11 protein-coding genes are annotated in these 14,601 nt (G+C 61.8%); 6 read left to right on the forward strand and 5 right to left on the reverse strand.

The genetic code is table 11. The annotated features are described in order from the left end of the window. Both CGA22_RS01710 and CGA22_RS01715 read left to right on the forward strand, forming a co-directional pair. A complete protein-coding gene (locus CGA22_RS01710) occupies positions 1-1,047 on the forward strand; it encodes an ABC transporter substrate-binding protein (protein ID WP_041021298.1) in 1,047 nt (348 codons plus the stop codon). Between the two features lie 204 nt (positions 1,048-1,251). After that, on the forward strand, positions 1,252-2,577 hold the full coding sequence (locus CGA22_RS01715) for a leucine-rich repeat-containing protein kinase family protein (RefSeq protein WP_041021297.1): 1,326 nt from the start codon (positions 1,252-1,254) through the stop codon (positions 2,575-2,577). Between the two features lie 75 nt (positions 2,578-2,652). On the opposite strand, the gene CGA22_RS01720 is transcribed toward CGA22_RS01715, so the two are convergent. Next, positions 2,653-3,357, reverse strand: a complete 705-nt coding sequence (locus CGA22_RS01720; RefSeq protein ID WP_041021296.1) for a YebC/PmpR family DNA-binding transcriptional regulator — start codon at positions 3,355-3,357, stop codon at positions 2,653-2,655. A gap of 219 nt (positions 3,358-3,576) precedes the next feature. On the opposite strand from CGA22_RS01720, the gene CGA22_RS01725 reads away from it, so the two are divergent. Both CGA22_RS01725 and CGA22_RS01730 read left to right on the forward strand, forming a co-directional pair. After that, entirely contained in the window at positions 3,577-4,983 is a 1,407-nt protein-coding gene (locus CGA22_RS01725) for a type VI secretion system Vgr family protein (RefSeq protein ID WP_041021295.1), read from the forward strand. Between the two features lie 167 nt (positions 4,984-5,150). Next, on the forward strand, positions 5,151-5,699 hold the full coding sequence (locus CGA22_RS01730; protein WP_041021294.1) for a cytochrome b: 549 nt from the start codon (positions 5,151-5,153) through the stop codon (positions 5,697-5,699). A 6-nt stretch (positions 5,700-5,705) separates the two neighbouring features. Here the strand turns inward: CGA22_RS01730 and CGA22_RS01735 are convergent, their stop codons facing one another. Together CGA22_RS01735 and CGA22_RS01740 are read right to left on the reverse strand one after the other, a co-directional pair. Next, positions 5,706-6,614 (reverse strand): 1-aminocyclopropane-1-carboxylate deaminase/D-cysteine desulfhydrase, encoded by a 909-nt coding sequence (locus tag CGA22_RS01735; protein ID WP_041021293.1) that lies wholly within the window; start codon positions 6,612-6,614, stop codon positions 5,706-5,708. Between the two features lie 189 nt (positions 6,615-6,803). Beyond that, the gene (locus CGA22_RS01740; protein ID WP_041021211.1) at positions 6,804-8,843 is read right to left on the reverse strand and encodes an FAD-dependent oxidoreductase; all 2,040 of its coding nucleotides are present in this window, start codon (positions 8,841-8,843) and stop codon (positions 6,804-6,806) included. A gap of 335 nt (positions 8,844-9,178) precedes the next feature. Here CGA22_RS01740 and CGA22_RS01745 point away from each other — a divergent pair, with 335 nt between their 5' ends. Together CGA22_RS01745 and CGA22_RS01750 are read left to right on the forward strand one after the other, a co-directional pair. Further along, a complete protein-coding gene (locus tag CGA22_RS01745; RefSeq protein ID WP_041021210.1) occupies positions 9,179-10,309 on the forward strand; it encodes a carbon-nitrogen hydrolase family protein in 1,131 nt (376 codons plus the stop codon). Between the two features lie 2 nt (positions 10,310-10,311). Beyond that, a complete protein-coding gene (locus CGA22_RS01750; RefSeq protein WP_041021209.1) occupies positions 10,312-11,349 on the forward strand; it encodes an AraC family transcriptional regulator in 1,038 nt (345 codons plus the stop codon). Between the two features lie 292 nt (positions 11,350-11,641). Here CGA22_RS01750 and CGA22_RS01755 read toward each other — a convergent pair whose 3' ends face one another. Continuing rightward, complete coding sequence (locus tag CGA22_RS01755) at positions 11,642-12,463, reverse strand: DUF2242 domain-containing protein (RefSeq protein ID WP_041021208.1); 822 nt, start codon at positions 12,461-12,463, stop codon at positions 11,642-11,644. A 224-nt stretch (positions 12,464-12,687) separates the two neighbouring features. Beyond that, positions 12,688-14,559 (reverse strand): SurA N-terminal domain-containing protein, encoded by a 1,872-nt coding sequence (locus tag CGA22_RS01760; protein ID WP_041021207.1) that lies wholly within the window; start codon positions 14,557-14,559, stop codon positions 12,688-12,690. Between the last annotated feature and the right edge of the window lie 42 nt (positions 14,560-14,601).

The raw sequence follows: 14,601 nt of genomic DNA on the forward strand, positions 1-14,601 counted from the left end.
ATGAATAACGTCAAACGCACTGCACTGCTGGGCTTTTCCTGCTTGAGCGCATTGCTCGCCGTCGGCCAGGCACACGCCGAGCCAACGCTTTACCTGGGCATGAACGGCGGCACCATGGAGCGGCTCTACGCCGACAAGGTCTTGCCGGCCTTCGAGAAAGCCAACAACGTCAAAGTGGTGATCGTGCCCGGGACCTCGGCGGACATCCTGGCGAAAGTGCAGGCCAGCAAAGACAACCCACAGATGCACGTCATGTTCCTGGATGACGGCATCATGTACCGCGCCATTTCCATGGGGCTTTGCGACAAACTCCAGGACAGCCCGACCCTGGCGCAAATCCCCGCTAAGGGCCGTATCAAGGATCAGGCCGTGGCCGTCAGCCTGGGTGTGACAGGGCTCGCCTACAACACGCGCCTGTTCAAGGAAAAAGGTTGGAGCGCACCGACCTCATGGATGGACATGGCCGATCCGCGCTTCAAGGACAAACTGGTGTTCCAGTCGGTGGCCTCGTCCACCTTCGGCCTGCACGGTTTCCTGATGTTCAACCGGATCCAGGGTGGCAACGAGACCAACGTCGAGCCGGGCTTCAAGGCCTGGCCGAACACCGTGGGACGCAACGTGCTGGAATACATCCCCAGCTCGGCGAAAATCTCCGAAATGCTGCAGACCGACGAAGCCGCGCTGTTCCCGCTGACGCCGACCCAAGTGACCGCGTTGAAGCTCAAGGGCATGCCCGTGGAATATGCGCAACCGAAGGAAGGCGCCGTGGTGCTCAACGTTGCCGAATGCGCCATCGCCCACAACACCCAACCCGAGCTGGCGCAAAAACTCGCCGCCTTCCTGCTCGCGCCCGAAGCCCAGGCCATTGCCCTGGAAGAAGGCGACCAGATCCCGTCCAACCCCAACACCCCCACTACTGACAAGACTCGCGGCCAGGTGGAAGCCATGAAGCAATACCTGGAAACGGCGATTGCGGTGGACTGGGACCAGGTCAACGAACAGCGTCCGGCGTGGAACGCGCGTTGGAGCCGTAGTATCGAGCGCTAGCCGAACTGGCATTTGTGGCGAGGGGATTTATCCCCGTTGGGCTGCGTAGCAGCCCTAAACCATGCAAGCCGGTGAATCAGGCAGTTGGGGGCGACTGCGTTGGGGCTGCTGCGCAGCCCAGCGGGGATAAATCCCCTCGCCACAGGGTTTTGTAACAAACTAGGTGGCATCGAACTTTTCTTGATAAACGGTGCCACCCCTCCCATGAACACCCTCGCCCAACTCCGCGCCGGCCAACTGTCAGGCATCACCCGGTTGGACCTGGCCTGCGGCCTGACGCAGTTTCCCCGGGAAATCTTCGACCTGGCGGACTCCCTCGAGATCCTCAATCTCAGCGGCAACCAATTGGAGACCCTGCCCGATGACCTGCATCGGCTGACCCGACTACGGGTACTGTTCTGCTCGGACAATCGCTTCACTGAGCTGCCCGAATGCCTGGGCCGTTGTGCCACGTTGACCATGGTCGGTTTCAAGGCCAACCGCATCGAACGTGTACCCGCCGCGGCCCTGCCGCCGCTGCTGCGCTGGCTGATTCTGACGGACAACCGCATCAGCCAGTTGCCGGATGAACTGGGACAACGCCCACATCTGCAAAAACTGATGCTGGCTGGCAACCGCTTGCAGCAATTGCCCGCCAGCCTGGCCCAGTGTCACCGACTTGAGCTGCTGCGTATCGCCGCCAATCGGTTGGTTGATCTGCCGCAATGGTTGTTGGAACTGCCCCGCCTCAGTTGGCTCGCCTACGCCGGTAACCCGCTGGAAACCCAAGCCGAAGACGCCGCGCTGCACAGCACGACACCCATCGACTGGGCCCAACTGAGCCTGCGACAACAGTTGGGCGAAGGCGCCTCGGGAGTGATCCATCAAGCGTTCTGGCAACCGACAGGCCAACCGGCGCGAAACGTCGCGGTGAAGATGTACAAGGGCGAGATGACCAGCGACGGCTCGCCCCTGCATGAAATGCATGCCTGCATCACCGCGGGCCGACACCCGAACCTGATTGAAGTGTTGGGCCAGGTCGCCGGACATCCTGAAGAACAGGCCGGGCTGGTCATGGCGCTGATCGAGCCCAGCTATCGAAACCTGGCCGGGCTGCCGAGCCTGGCCTCCTGCACACGCGATGTGTATGCCGACACGTTGCGCTTGAGCGCCACCGCAGCCTTGCGTATCGCCCGGGGCATCGCCTCGGTGGCGGCACACCTGCACCATCAGGGCATCACCCACGGGGATTTGTACGGACACAACATCCTTTACAACGACCAGGGCGAATGCCTGCTGGGGGATTTTGGCGCGGCGTCTTTCCATGCCACCGCAGACACTCCGCAGACCCGCGCACTGCAACGCATCGAAGTGAGGGCCTTCGGGATTCTGCTCGGTGAGTTGCTGGCACGGATCGAGCCGAGGGGCGATGACGGGCAATTTGCAACGCTGCAGGCGTTGGAGGCGCGTTGCTGTCAGCCGGATGTACTGGCGCGGCCGGGGTTCGAGGAGATTGAGCGGGTATTGGCCGGCAGCTTGACCACCGGCTGATCGAACGCAGCTTGCCTTTGTGGCGAGGGATTTATCCCCTCGCCACAAAGACTATTTCGCGCTTAGGGAATCCCCTTAACCCGCCAACCCGACAAACATATCCTGCACGTCATCGTGGTTGTCGAGGCCTTCAAGGAACGCTTCGACCTCGGCCATCTGCTCGGCGGTCAGGCCGCTGACCGGGTTTTTCGGCTGGTAGCCCAGCTTGGCGGACAACACCGTAAAGCCCTGGGCAGGCAGCGCTTTCTGCACCGCATCGAGGTCGGCAGCATCGGTGATGAACAGCGTCGCACCCTCTTCGCCCGGTTCGAAATCCTGGGCACCGGCCTCGATGGCGGCCATTTCCGGATCGGCGTCAGGGCTGTCCGGAGCGGCTTCGATCATGCCGACATGGTTGAAGTCCCAAGCCACCGAACCCGAAGCGCCCAACTGGCCCTTGCGGAACGCGACGCGGATTTCAGCCACGGTACGGTTGATGTTGTCGGTCACGCATTCAACGATCAACGGCACCTGGTGTGGCGCAAACCCTTCGTAGGTCACACGGTGGTACTGCACGGTTTCGCCGAGCTGGCCCGAACCTTTCTTGATCGCGCGCTCCAGGGTCTCGCGGGGCATCGAGGCCTTCTTCGCCTGCTCGACCACCAGCCGCAGGTGTGCATTGGTCGCCACATCGGCACCGTTGCGCGCGGCAATGGTGATTTCCTTCACCAGTTTGCCGAAGATCTTGCCCTTGGCGTTGGCAGCCGCCTCTTTGTGTTTAACCTTCCACTGTGCGCCCATCACTCACTCTCTTGTCTGACGCGCCAAGACATCTGCCGGCCGGCGCTGTGGCGCAAGTTTATACGGCCTAAACCGGCTGATCGACCAAAAAATGCTCTCCGGCGAATCGACCTTTTCACAACGTGCTGTAGGCCGTTTCCGAAATAGCGATTCTGGAGCACCGTTTCGCCCCGCGGTTTCGTACCCTCGCGGCTTCTTCTCTTTCAAGTAAGCACCGCGATGCGCAACGACACGGAAAGCCCCTTCAGCCTGACACTCACGCAAAGCGACTTGCGCCTGCAAGTGCTGCGGTTCAGCGGTAGGGAGGCCCTCAACCAGCCGTACCGCTTCGACCTCGAACTGATCGGCCTCGCGCCGCCGATCAATCCCGACACGTTGCTCGGGCAACCGGCGTTCCTGCGCCTGGACGGCGAGTCCGGTGTCCATGGCATCGTCCACAGCGTCAGCCTGAGCGCCCCTGCACCGCACCGTATCGGCTATCGCCTGACCCTGGTTCCCCATCTCCAGCGTCTGGAGCAGGGTCCGAGACGACGGGTTTTCCATCAGCTCAGCGTCGTACAGATACTGCAGCGCCTGCTGGAAGACAACGCGCTGCCCGCGCACAGCTACCGTTTCGAACTGCCCCACGGCCAGTACCCATCCCGCCCGTTCTGTATCCAGTACGAAGAAAGCGACCTGGAGCTGCTGCAGCGGCTATGTGAGCAAGAAGGCATTCACTATCACTTCGAACACTCCCCTTCCGGCCATGTCCTGGTGTTTGCCGAAGATCCCAAGAGCTTCCCGGCACGGGCGGTCGAGCTGACACTGCGGACGCAGGCCGATGAGCAACCGGCACTCGAACGGCTGTACCAGCGCCACCACCCGACGGCGTCTGCCCTGCCCATCCACTTCGCCGAGCGGGCAATGACACCCACCGAAACCAGCGCAGCGAATCATGGGTTCAACGGCACCGATCACGAGGCGATACGGAGCAATCCAGCGTTGGCTCATGCTTATCAGATCGGGCACCGGAACCTGGAGCGCCTGCGCTGCCGGCAACGGGAAATCCACGGCCACAGCACTCAACCGGCCCTGCGCAGTGGCCACATCGTGCAGATCGGCGAGCACCCGGTATCGACGTTCAACGATCAATGGCTGGTCATCGAGGTCCAGCATCGCGGGCGGCAGTTTTCGATCCTGGAAGCGAGTCAGCCGCCCGTGTCGTCGGCCAGGGACTATCGAAACAGGTTCTCGGCCATCCCATGGTCCACCGTATTCAGGCCTGCCCTCAAGCAACCCAGGCCCAGCATTCCCGGTTACCACGTGGCGCATGTCCTTGGCCCTGCCGGGCAGCCGGCGGTGCCGGATGAACGGGGTCAGGTCCGTGTCAGCTTGTGGAGCCCGGATGACGAAGGCATTCCCCTGCCCCTGTCAAGGTTGAGCCTCCACGACAGCCCGCCCCCGATGGCCGGCAGTGAAGTGCTGGTCAGTTTTCTCGACGGCGATCCCGATCGGCCGGTGCTGTGCCCGGGCGGTATCGATAGCGGTGGCGGACGCTTCATGGCGCCGTCAAAACCGGCGCCGGGCAATACCGACGTCAGGCTGCTGTTCGACTGGCTTCTGAACCCTCCCGACACAACGCCCTGACGCCTCACCGAATACCGCGATGGGCGGCCTGGCTGCCCAGCGGCCGGAAACCGGGGCCGTACGGACAAAAGCTGATCTGACTCATGCAAACCCAGCGAAACGGGCTTAAAGTAACATCACAACGCCGCTCGAGACGGCGCTTTACCCTGATGTCTGGAGATACCCGCATGCCCTGGAAAAATTCCGAGAACCGCTACAGTACCGTCACGATCACCTTGCACTGGTTGATGCTGGTGCTGCTGGCCGTGGTTTATGCCTGCATAGAATTTCGCGGGATATTCCCCAAGGGCAGCGGCGGTCGAACCCTGATCAAGGAAGCGCATTTCATGCTCGGCCTGACGGTGTTCCTGCTGGTCTGGCTACGCCTGTTCGCCCGCAGCGTGGGCAAGGCACCGGCCATCTTTCCGGCTTCGCCTGTCTGGCAGACCTTCCTTGCGCGCCTGATGCACTGGGCGCTGTACCTGTTCATGATCGCCATGCCGCTGCTGGGCTGGCTGATCACCAGCGCCGAAGGGCATCAAGTGATGTTCTACGGTTTCGATCTGCCGCTGCTGATCGATCAGGACAAGAACTTCGCCAAACGGCTGGAAGGCTGGCATGTGCTGGGCGGCACCATCGGCTACTGGTTGATCGGCCTGCATGCCCTGGCGGGGCTGTATCACCACTACATCGTGCGCGATAACACGCTGCTGCGGATGATGCCAAAGCGCGGCTGACGGCGCTTACTCAAATCCCCGGCGGCCTTGCAAGCCGCCGGTGTGGACGAAGATCAAGCGCGTGCCTTGGGCAAACCGGCCAGCCTCGACGTGCGCCTTGAGCATCATCAGCGCCTTACCGGTGTAGAGCGGCTCCAGTTCGATTGCACCCGTGGCGTCGATGAAGGCGCTCAGTGGCCCGTCGACCCGGGCGAAACCGCCACGACTGCCGTCGAGCAATTCATAACGCGGATCGGCAATGCCCGCCTCGCGCATGATGCTTTCGACCTGCTGCGCCACGCCGTGGTCCTCGGGCACCGCGAGCACACCATGAACCGGATGCGCTCCCGCTTCGGCCAACACCAGTCCCGCCAATGATGTTCCGGTGCCGCAAGCCAACCACCAGCCGTGATAGCCCGTCCACCCCAATGCCACCAGTTGTTCACGGGCGCTGGTCACCCAGGCCTTGCAGCCCTGCGCGCCCGGCAAGCCTGACCCGCCTTCGGGCACCGGGTGCAGATGGGGGTAGCGCGCCTGCCAGGACGCCCAGAAATCCGCGGCATGCCGCTCCCGGTATCCGCCGTACCCCAACCAGTGCAAATCCATGCCAAATGCTTGCAGGTCGAGCACCGTCGGTGTTTCCCGGGGATGCCCACGCAGCAGCCCGACCGTCGGAAAGCCAAAGCGTTTGCCGGCAGCGGCCAGTGCATGCAGGTGGTTGGAATAGGCCCCGCCCAGGCTCATGATCCCCTCGGCGCCGGCCTCGTGTGCGGCGCGCACATGGTGAACCAGCTTGAACCACTTGTTGCCGCTGATCAGGGTATCGATCCGGTCCAGGCGCAACACCGCCACTTCGACACCGGCGCGGGTGAGCCAATCCAGATGAAGGGGTTCAAGTGTGGGGTTGGGGTGCCAATCAAGGGCAGAAAGAAGCATTGCGAGCAGGCCTGGCGCACAGAGGCCCGCATTCTAACAGGCGGTCACGGATGGCCGCAGATTCAGCATCCACCACATTCCCCTGTGGGAGCGAGCCTGCTCGCGATGACGGCGGCACCTCCAACATTTCTGTCGACTGGACCACCGCTATCGCGAGCAGGCTCGCTCCCACAGGGGATCTGCGCCCCCTTACAACTGCGCCGCCAACCGCGAACCCTGGTTGATGGCCCGCTTGGCATCCAGCTCCGCCGCTACGTCGGCGCCGCCGATGAGGTGGACGGTCTGCCCTGCCGCTTCCAGCCCCTCTTGCAGCTCACGCAACGGATCCTGGCCGGCGCAGATCACGATGTTGTCCACGGCCAGCACCTGCGGCTCGCCGCTGTCGCCGATACGGATGTGCAGCCCCTCGTCGTCGATCTTCAGGTACTCGACACCGTTGAGCATCTGGACCTGCTTGTTCTTTAACCCCGTGCGGTGAATCCAGCCGGTGGTTTTGCCCAGGCCGTCACCGACCTTGGACGTCTTGCGCTGCAACAGGAACACCTGCCGCGCTGGCGCGTGGGGCTCGGCCTTGATCCCGGCCACGCCACCGCGTGCCTCGAGTCGGGTGTCGATCCCCCACTCCTTCCAGAACGCCTCGCGGTCCTGGCTGGTGGCGACGCCCTGGTGCACCAGGAACTCCGACACGTCGAAACCGATCCCCCCGGCCCCGATCACCGCCACGCTGCGGCCCACCGGCTTGCGCTGCAAAATCACATCCAGGTAGCTCAGCACCTTGGCATGCTCCACACCGGGAATCGCCGGCGTCCGCGGCGCGATCCCGGTGGCAAGGATGATCTCGTCGTAACCGCCCGCCACCAGTTGCTCCACATCCACACGAGTATCGAGGCACAGCTCGACATGGGTTGTCTGCAATTTGCGCTTGAAGTAACGCAGGGTCTCGAAGAATTCTTCCTTGCCCGGCACGCGCTTGGCGACGTTGAACTGCCCGCCGATCTCGCTGGCCGAATCGAACAGCGTCACCTGATGACCGCGCTCGGCTGCCACGGTAGCCGCGGACAACCCCGCCGGCCCGGCGCCGACCACGGCAATTTTCTTCACGTGAGTGACTGGCAAGTAGTTGAGTTCGGTTTCATGGCAGGCACGCGGGTTCACCAGGCAACTGGTGAGCTTGCCGCCGAAGGTGTGGTCGAGGCAGGCCTGGTTGCAGCCGATGCAGGTGTTGATTTCATCCGCGCGGCCAGCAGCAGCCTTGTTGACGAAATCCGGATCCGCCAGGAACGGCCGTGCCATAGAGACCATGTCGGCATCACCTTCAGCGAGGATCTGCTCGGCCACTTCCGGCGTGTTGATGCGGTTGGTGGTGATCAGCGGAATAGTCACCGAACCGCGCAGCTTGGCCGTGACCTTGCTGAACGCCGCCCGCGGAACCTTGGTGGCGATGGTGGGAATGCGTGCCTCATGCCAGCCGATACCGGTGTTGATAATCGTCGCGCCGGCCTGTTCGACGGCCTTGGCCAACTGGACGATTTCCTCCCAGGTGCTGCCGCCTTCCACCAGGTCGAGCATCGACAAGCGAAAAATGATGATGAAGTTCGGCCCTACCGCCTCGCGCACCCGACGTACGATTTCCACCGGCAGGCGCATGCGGTTTTCGTAGCTGCCACCCCAGCGGTCGGTACGGTGGTTGGTGTGGGCCGCCAGGAACTGGTTAATGAAATAACCTTCCGAGCCCATGATCTCGACACCGTCGTATTCTGCTTGCTGGGCCAATCTTGAGCAGGTGACGAAATCGCTGATCTGTTTCTCGATCCCTTCCTCGCCCAGCTCCTTGGGCTTGAACGGGTTGATCGGCGCCTGGATCGCGCTGGGCGCCACTTGCTTCGGGCTGTAGGCGTAGCGGCCGGCGTGAAGGATCTGCATGCAGAGCTTGCCACCGGCCTCGTGGACGGCCTGGGTGACGATCCGGTGCTTGAGCGCCTCTTCCTCGGTGGTCAGCTTGGCGGCGCCGGAGTACACGCCGCCCTCGTCGTTCGGCGCGATCCCGCCGGTTACCATCAAGCCCACACCGCCACGGGCACGCTCGGCAAAATACGCCGCCATGCGTTCGAAACCACCGGGCTTTTCCTCAAGCCCCGTGTGCATCGACCCCATCAGGGCACGGTTGCGCAACGTGGTAAAACCCAGGTCCAACGGGGCCAGCAGATGCGGGTAATGAGGGGCGGTCATTGGGGTCACTCCACAACGGGCAATCACGGAAAATGCGGAAGCTCTGCGGCCTCCATCAGTCATGTCCCACAGCCTAAAAGCCGGGACCACTGCGCTCAATGACCGAAACTGACAACTTATTGATCTTAATGTGCAGCGATCCAGTCCCCATGGACGGCGAGTCCTAGTTGTGGAAGCGAGCCTGCTCGCGATGGCATCTGAGCAGTCTGCGCGATACCTGTTTGCACACACCCATCGCGAGCAGGCTCGCACACACAGGGACTTCTCTTTTGCTAATTTCAGGTTTTACCGTACCCTGCCCCGTAAGAACTGCACACGGCCGCTGATTGCTCTCCATGCGTAAACTTCTGTATCTGCTGTTTTCACTGGCCCTGATCGCCGCCCTGATGAGCTATGCACTGTGGACGGCGGATCGTCCGACGGGGCATTACCTCTCGGACCTGCGCATCGACCTGGCGGTCGACCAGGGCGTTCCTGCCGATCGAGGCAACTTGCTGGGCATCCAGCCCGAGCTGTTCCCAACCGACTATCAGAGCCCCGGGCAGTTGCGCCGCAAACTGGCGGCCTACCTGGAGACCGCTCGCGACCTGGGTCTGCTCAGCGATAAGACCATCGTGGTCCTGCCCGAGCACATTGGCACCTGGTTGATGATCAGCGGAGAAAAGGACGAGCTGTATCAGGCCGGTACATTGAAGGAAGCCATGAACTGGCTGGCGATCAGCAACCCACTGGCGTTCATCCGTGGATTGATCAGGGCCCAAGGCGACAACCGCCTGGAGGACGCGTACCTGCGCATGAAAGCCAATACCATGGCTCATGATTACCAGGCCATGTTCGGCGGGCTGGCCCGGGAGTTTGGCGTGACCCTGGTAGCCGGCTCCATCATATTGCCCGAGCCCAGCGTCAGCGAAGGTGAACTGAAGATCGGCCGCGGCGCGCTGTATAACAGCAGCCTGGTGTTTGGCAGGGACGGTCGACCGCTCGGGCAGCCCCAGCGTCAACAGCATCCTGTGTTCGAGCAACGGGATGTGCTGGAGGCCGACCGCCAGGACGCCCTCCGCGTCGTCGATACCCCCGCCGGGCGCCTGGGCGTGCTGATCGGCAGCGACAGTTGGTATCCGCGCTATTATCGACAACTCAACGATCAGGGCGCACAACTGATCGCGGTGCCCGCCTTCATCAGCGGGCGCGACACCTGGGACAAACCCTGGAACGGCTATAAAGGCCTGTCCACACCGAGCGAGGTGAGCCTCAAGCCCGGTGAGATGAGCGAAGGCCAGGCCTGGCATCGCCTGACGCTGACCAGCCAGTTGCCCATCAGCCAGGCCAAGGGCGGTGTCAGCGTGTTTCTACGCGGCCAGTTCTGGGACAACGGCAATGCCGGCCAGAGCTTCATCAGCCACGATGGCCAGCATTTCCCCGATGGCGAAGCCCGTGGCGCCCGCCTGCTGAACCTGTGGCTGTGAGCATGAAACCGATGCGCCTGGGCGACCTGTCCGTGGGCTTCGTCCACAGCCTGGCCGATGCGGTAGCCAGCCATGGCCTGGATCCCCTGCCCCTGCTCGAACAATACGGCCTCGACGCCGCACGCCTGGCCGAGCCCGGGGCCCGATTATCGATTCCACGCTATATGCGCCTCGGTCACGCTGCGATCCAGCAGACCCAGGATACGGCCCTGGGCCTGCGCATGGGCCGCCTCAGCCGGTTGAGCCAGGCCGGCCTCGCTGGGGTCACCGCGGCCCAGGCTCCGACGGTACGCGAAGCGGCACGCTGCTTGATCCGCTTCGAGCCGTTGTATGGCTCCAACTATCGTGGCCAATCGAGTTTTCACGAGGACGCCCGGGGCGCCTGGCTGCGGTTCTATTCCATCAGCCCCTATAACGCCTATAACCGCTTCGTCGTGGACTCGATCGTTGCCGGCTGGCTCCAACAGTTGTCCAGCGTAAGTGGCACCCCGTTACGAGCCGAACGCATCGAGATCGAGTTCGAGGCACCGGTGTACCTGGACGCCTACCGTACGCTCGGCGATTGTCCGATCCTGTTCGGCGCCGACCAGAACCAGGTGCGCCTGGGCCTGGAAGACCTTGCCCGGCGCAACCCGCAGCATTGCCCCAGCACCTGGCGGCACCTGGTTCAACTGTGTGAACGGGAACTGGAACAACTCACCCGTACCCGCAGCCTGCGCGAACGCATCATTCAACTGCTTGGGCCGTTACTCAATGGTGGACGGGAACCCGACCTGGAAGAAGTGGCGGCGCGCCTGAAGCTGCCGACCTGGACACTGCGCCGGAAACTGGCAGAGGAAGGCACGCAATTTCGCGCGATCCTCAATGACACGCGCCGCGACTTGGCCATGACCTACATTCGAGATACCGAACTGGCGTTCGGCGAAATTGCCTACTTGCTGGGCTTCGCCTCAGCCGAGGCATTCCAGCGCGCTTTCAAACGCTGGAATGGCCAGACGCCGGGAGAGTTTCGCCGCAGCCAGAAGGCCAATAGAGCTTAAAGCGCTCAGCTTGATGCCAATAACCTGCAGCGGCTGTCACAACTCCGTCGCATCCTCGGCAGGCTCCAGCGGATCCAGCTCGTAAGCCTGATATTCCAGCAGCTCTTCCTGATAATCATCCATTTTGAATCCTTCCCATATCGTTGAACCGACGCCTGATGGCCTTGGTGTCAGAATAAAGCTGCTTTATGAACAAAACATGAAGCAAAGGCTTCATGTTTTAAACGTAGCACAGCGATGGGAAATCAACCTATGGAGGTGTGACAAGGCATGACATCCTTGCCACGGATTCTCAGGATGAAGGCAGCGGCTGGATTGCCTCGGTCGGCGGAGGCAAATCACTGGGTGGCGGTGGCTTGATCTCTTCCAGCGTCGATTCCGGACCTACGTATGGCGCGGGCTCGCTGGGCGCAATCGGCGCAGGCTCCGCTGGCGGTGCGACGGGCTCCGATGCTGCCGGCGTCGCTTCGACGGGGGCCGGCGCAGCAGGCGGCGCAGTAGGCGCCAACGCAGCCGGTTCGGCCTTGGGCTCCGGAACCCCCAGCTCAGTATTCGGCTTTTCGGTAGCTGGCACGCCTTTCTTCGCTTCTGCAGGCAGGAACATCTCCACAAGGGCAAAGAAACGCTCGTAGAACTTGGCCGCCGACACGGTTTCGCTGGCCACCTTGACCATCGAATCATCCGACGAACCGATCGGCATCGACACAGACCCCAACACACCCACGCCCAGGCTGGCGGAGTTGTTGACCTTCTTCAGCGCATACTGGTCCTGCAACGCGTTGGCAAACATGGTCGCATGATGTCCGGCACCACCGTCTTCGGCACAGACCAGATTGAAGCTGATCTCCATGTGGGTATCGCCGGTCTGCTGGAAACTCTTGTGACCACTGACCAGTTTCGGGTCGCTGCTGGTAATGATGTAGCCCTGGCTGAGCAAGGCCCGGCGCCCGGCTTCGCAGGTCACCGCGTCGCTCACCGGATAAGTGCGGGAGAACGTACCGGAATCATCGAAGTTTTCATGCTCATAAATAGCGGCTTTCTTCGACGAGCAGCCGGCTGCGGCGACCAGCATCAGTGCCAGTCCGACGGTGCGCATGTGAAATGATCTGAACATTGAACATCCTGAGGAAAACGGTCCGGGGGCGTATTGTGCAACAGAACGCCCCCGGCAGCGTGGGTATTCGTGTCTCAAAGGGGTTACAAGTCTACTGGGGGTTGTTTGCGGGAAAAAGGCGTAAATCCAGTAGGCCGATGAACATCCTGTCATTTAGCAATAAGCGGATACAAAAAGACCCCGGCTTTTCGGCCGGGGTCTTTTCTTGGCAAGCCATCAGAACATCAGAAACGCTTGATGTCCGCCTCGCTTTCCAGCTGCTTGCGATAAGCCGCAAAGTCCTGCTGGCCAACACGGGACGCGAGATAGCGGCGATATTCGGCCTTCTCCGCGTCGGTCGGTGCCGCGGCTTCATTCACGCCACGCAGTTGCACCAGCACCAGGTTGCCGTCGGGCAAAGTCACGCTGGTAAACGTCGGCTTGTCCTTGGACTCCGGTTTTGGCATGCGGAACAACGCCTGAAGTACCGTAGGTTCGATGCCTTCCTGGCTGCGAGTTGCCGCCTCGACGACCTTCCAGTTTTGGCCGTCGACAGCCTTGGCCGGCGGCGTTTTTCCTTCCCGCAGGCTGGCGATCAGCTCATCGGCCCGGGTCTTGGCGGCCTCGCTGGCGTGTTCCTTGGCTAATTGGGTACGGATGGCTACTTCCACGCTTTCCAGCGGCAGTTGCTCTGGCTTGCGATGCTCCTTGGCACGCAACACCACGACAGTTTCCGGATCCAGCTCGATGGCGGTGCTGTTGGCACCCTCATCCAGCACTTCCGGGCTGAACGCGGCCGTGACGACAGCGCGGTTGGCCGCGATCCCGTCCCCGCCTTCGCGACCGAACGGCGCCGACGTGTGGACGGTCAGTTTCAGGTCCTGGGCCGGCTGCGCCAGATCGGACGCTTCGAACGAAGCATCTTCCAGTTGCTTGGTCGCCTCGACGAAACGCTGCTCCACCTGCTGGGCTTTCAGCTCGCGGGTCAACTTGTCCTTGAGGCTGGCGAAGGTGGGCACTTCAGGCGCTTCGACACCCAGCAGCTTGATCAGGTGCAAACCGAAATCGGTGCGCACCGGTGCCGAAACCTGATCCTTGTTCAGCGCGTACAGCGCCTTTTCGAACGCTGGATCGTAGACACCGGGACCGGCATAGCCGAGGTCACCGCCATTGTTGGCCGAACCCGGATCCTGGGAGAACTCCTTCGCCAGGGCTTCAAACGATTCGCCTTTGGCCAGGCGAGCCTGGATTTCCTCGATCTTCGCCTTGGCCTGGGCTTCGGTGACCTTGTCGTTCACTTCGATCAGGATATGGGCCGCCCGACGCTGTTCGGACAGGTTGGCGATCTCTTTCTGATACGCCGCTTGCAGGTCTTCATCCTTGACGCTGACCTGATCGAAGAAAGCGGCTTTCTTCAATTCCAGGTAGTCAATCACCACCTGATCGGGGCTCATGAATTCCTTGGCGTGCTTGTCGTAGTAGGCCTTGACCTCCTCATCGGTCAGCTTCACCGCCGACGGATCAGCCTTGAGGGTCAGGGTGGCGAAATCACGGGTCTGTTTTTCCAGACGGGCGAACGCCAGCACTTGGGCATCGGTCACGAAACCGCTTCCGGCGAGGCCAGCGCGCAATTGGCCGATCAGCATTTCCTGGGCCAGCATCTGGCGGAATTGCAGGCGGCTGTAACCCAGCTGGCGAATCACCTGGTCGAAGCGTTCCGGGCTGAACTTGCCATCCACCTGGAACTCAGGCGTTTGCAGGATCACCTGGTCCAACGCGGCTTCGGAAAAGGCGAACTTTGCATCATGCGCGCCTTGCAGCAGCAACTTGCGATCGATCAGGCCCTTGAGCGCCGAATCGCGGAGCATCTTTTCATCCAGCAGGGAAGCGTCGAAGTCCTTGCCCAGCTGTTGCATCAGCTGGCGACGTTGCATGTCGACCGCCTGACTCAGCTCGTTCTGGCTGATGTTCTCGCCGTTGACCTTGGCCGCGTCATTACTGTGGGTGGTGGCTTTGAAAATGGCATCGAAACCGGTCAGCGCCATCAATGCGACGATGACCCCGATGATGGTCTTGGCAATCCAGCCTTGTGAATTGTCCCTGATATTCTGCAGCATGCGTCCCCCAGAAACGGTTGAACTTCAAAATTAGGCAACCGT

It is taken from the genome of Pseudomonas sp. PSB18 (assembly GCF_014596565.1).
Taxonomy (GTDB): Bacteria; Pseudomonadota; Gammaproteobacteria; order Pseudomonadales; family Pseudomonadaceae; genus Aquipseudomonas.

Excerpts from the sequence above, each read along its gene's own strand:
- CGA22_RS01755 (WP_041021208.1), bottom strand. The coding sequence starts at position 12,463 with ATGTTCAGATCATTTCACATGCGCACCGTCGGACTGGCACTGATGCTG.
- CGA22_RS01745 (WP_041021210.1), top strand. The coding sequence starts at position 9,179 with ATGCGTAAACTTCTGTATCTGCTGTTTTCACTGGCCCTGATCGCCGCC.
- CGA22_RS01750 (WP_041021209.1), top strand. The coding sequence starts at position 10,312 with ATGAAACCGATGCGCCTGGGCGACCTGTCCGTGGGCTTCGTCCACAGC.
- CGA22_RS01720 (WP_041021296.1), bottom strand. The coding sequence starts at position 3,357 with ATGGGCGCACAGTGGAAGGTTAAACACAAAGAGGCGGCTGCCAACGCC.
- CGA22_RS01735 (WP_041021293.1), bottom strand. The coding sequence starts at position 6,614 with ATGCTTCTTTCTGCCCTTGATTGGCACCCCAACCCCACACTTGAACCC.
- CGA22_RS01740 (WP_041021211.1), bottom strand. The coding sequence starts at position 8,843 with ATGACCGCCCCTCATTACCCGCATCTGCTGGCCCCGTTGGACCTGGGT.
- CGA22_RS01725 (WP_041021295.1), top strand. The coding sequence starts at position 3,577 with ATGCGCAACGACACGGAAAGCCCCTTCAGCCTGACACTCACGCAAAGC.
- CGA22_RS01715 (WP_041021297.1), top strand. The coding sequence starts at position 1,252 with ATGAACACCCTCGCCCAACTCCGCGCCGGCCAACTGTCAGGCATCACC.
- CGA22_RS01730 (WP_041021294.1), top strand. The coding sequence starts at position 5,151 with ATGCCCTGGAAAAATTCCGAGAACCGCTACAGTACCGTCACGATCACC.
- CGA22_RS01760 (WP_041021207.1), bottom strand. The coding sequence starts at position 14,559 with ATGCTGCAGAATATCAGGGACAATTCACAAGGCTGGATTGCCAAGACC.
- CGA22_RS01710 (WP_041021298.1), top strand. The coding sequence starts at position 1 with ATGAATAACGTCAAACGCACTGCACTGCTGGGCTTTTCCTGCTTGAGC.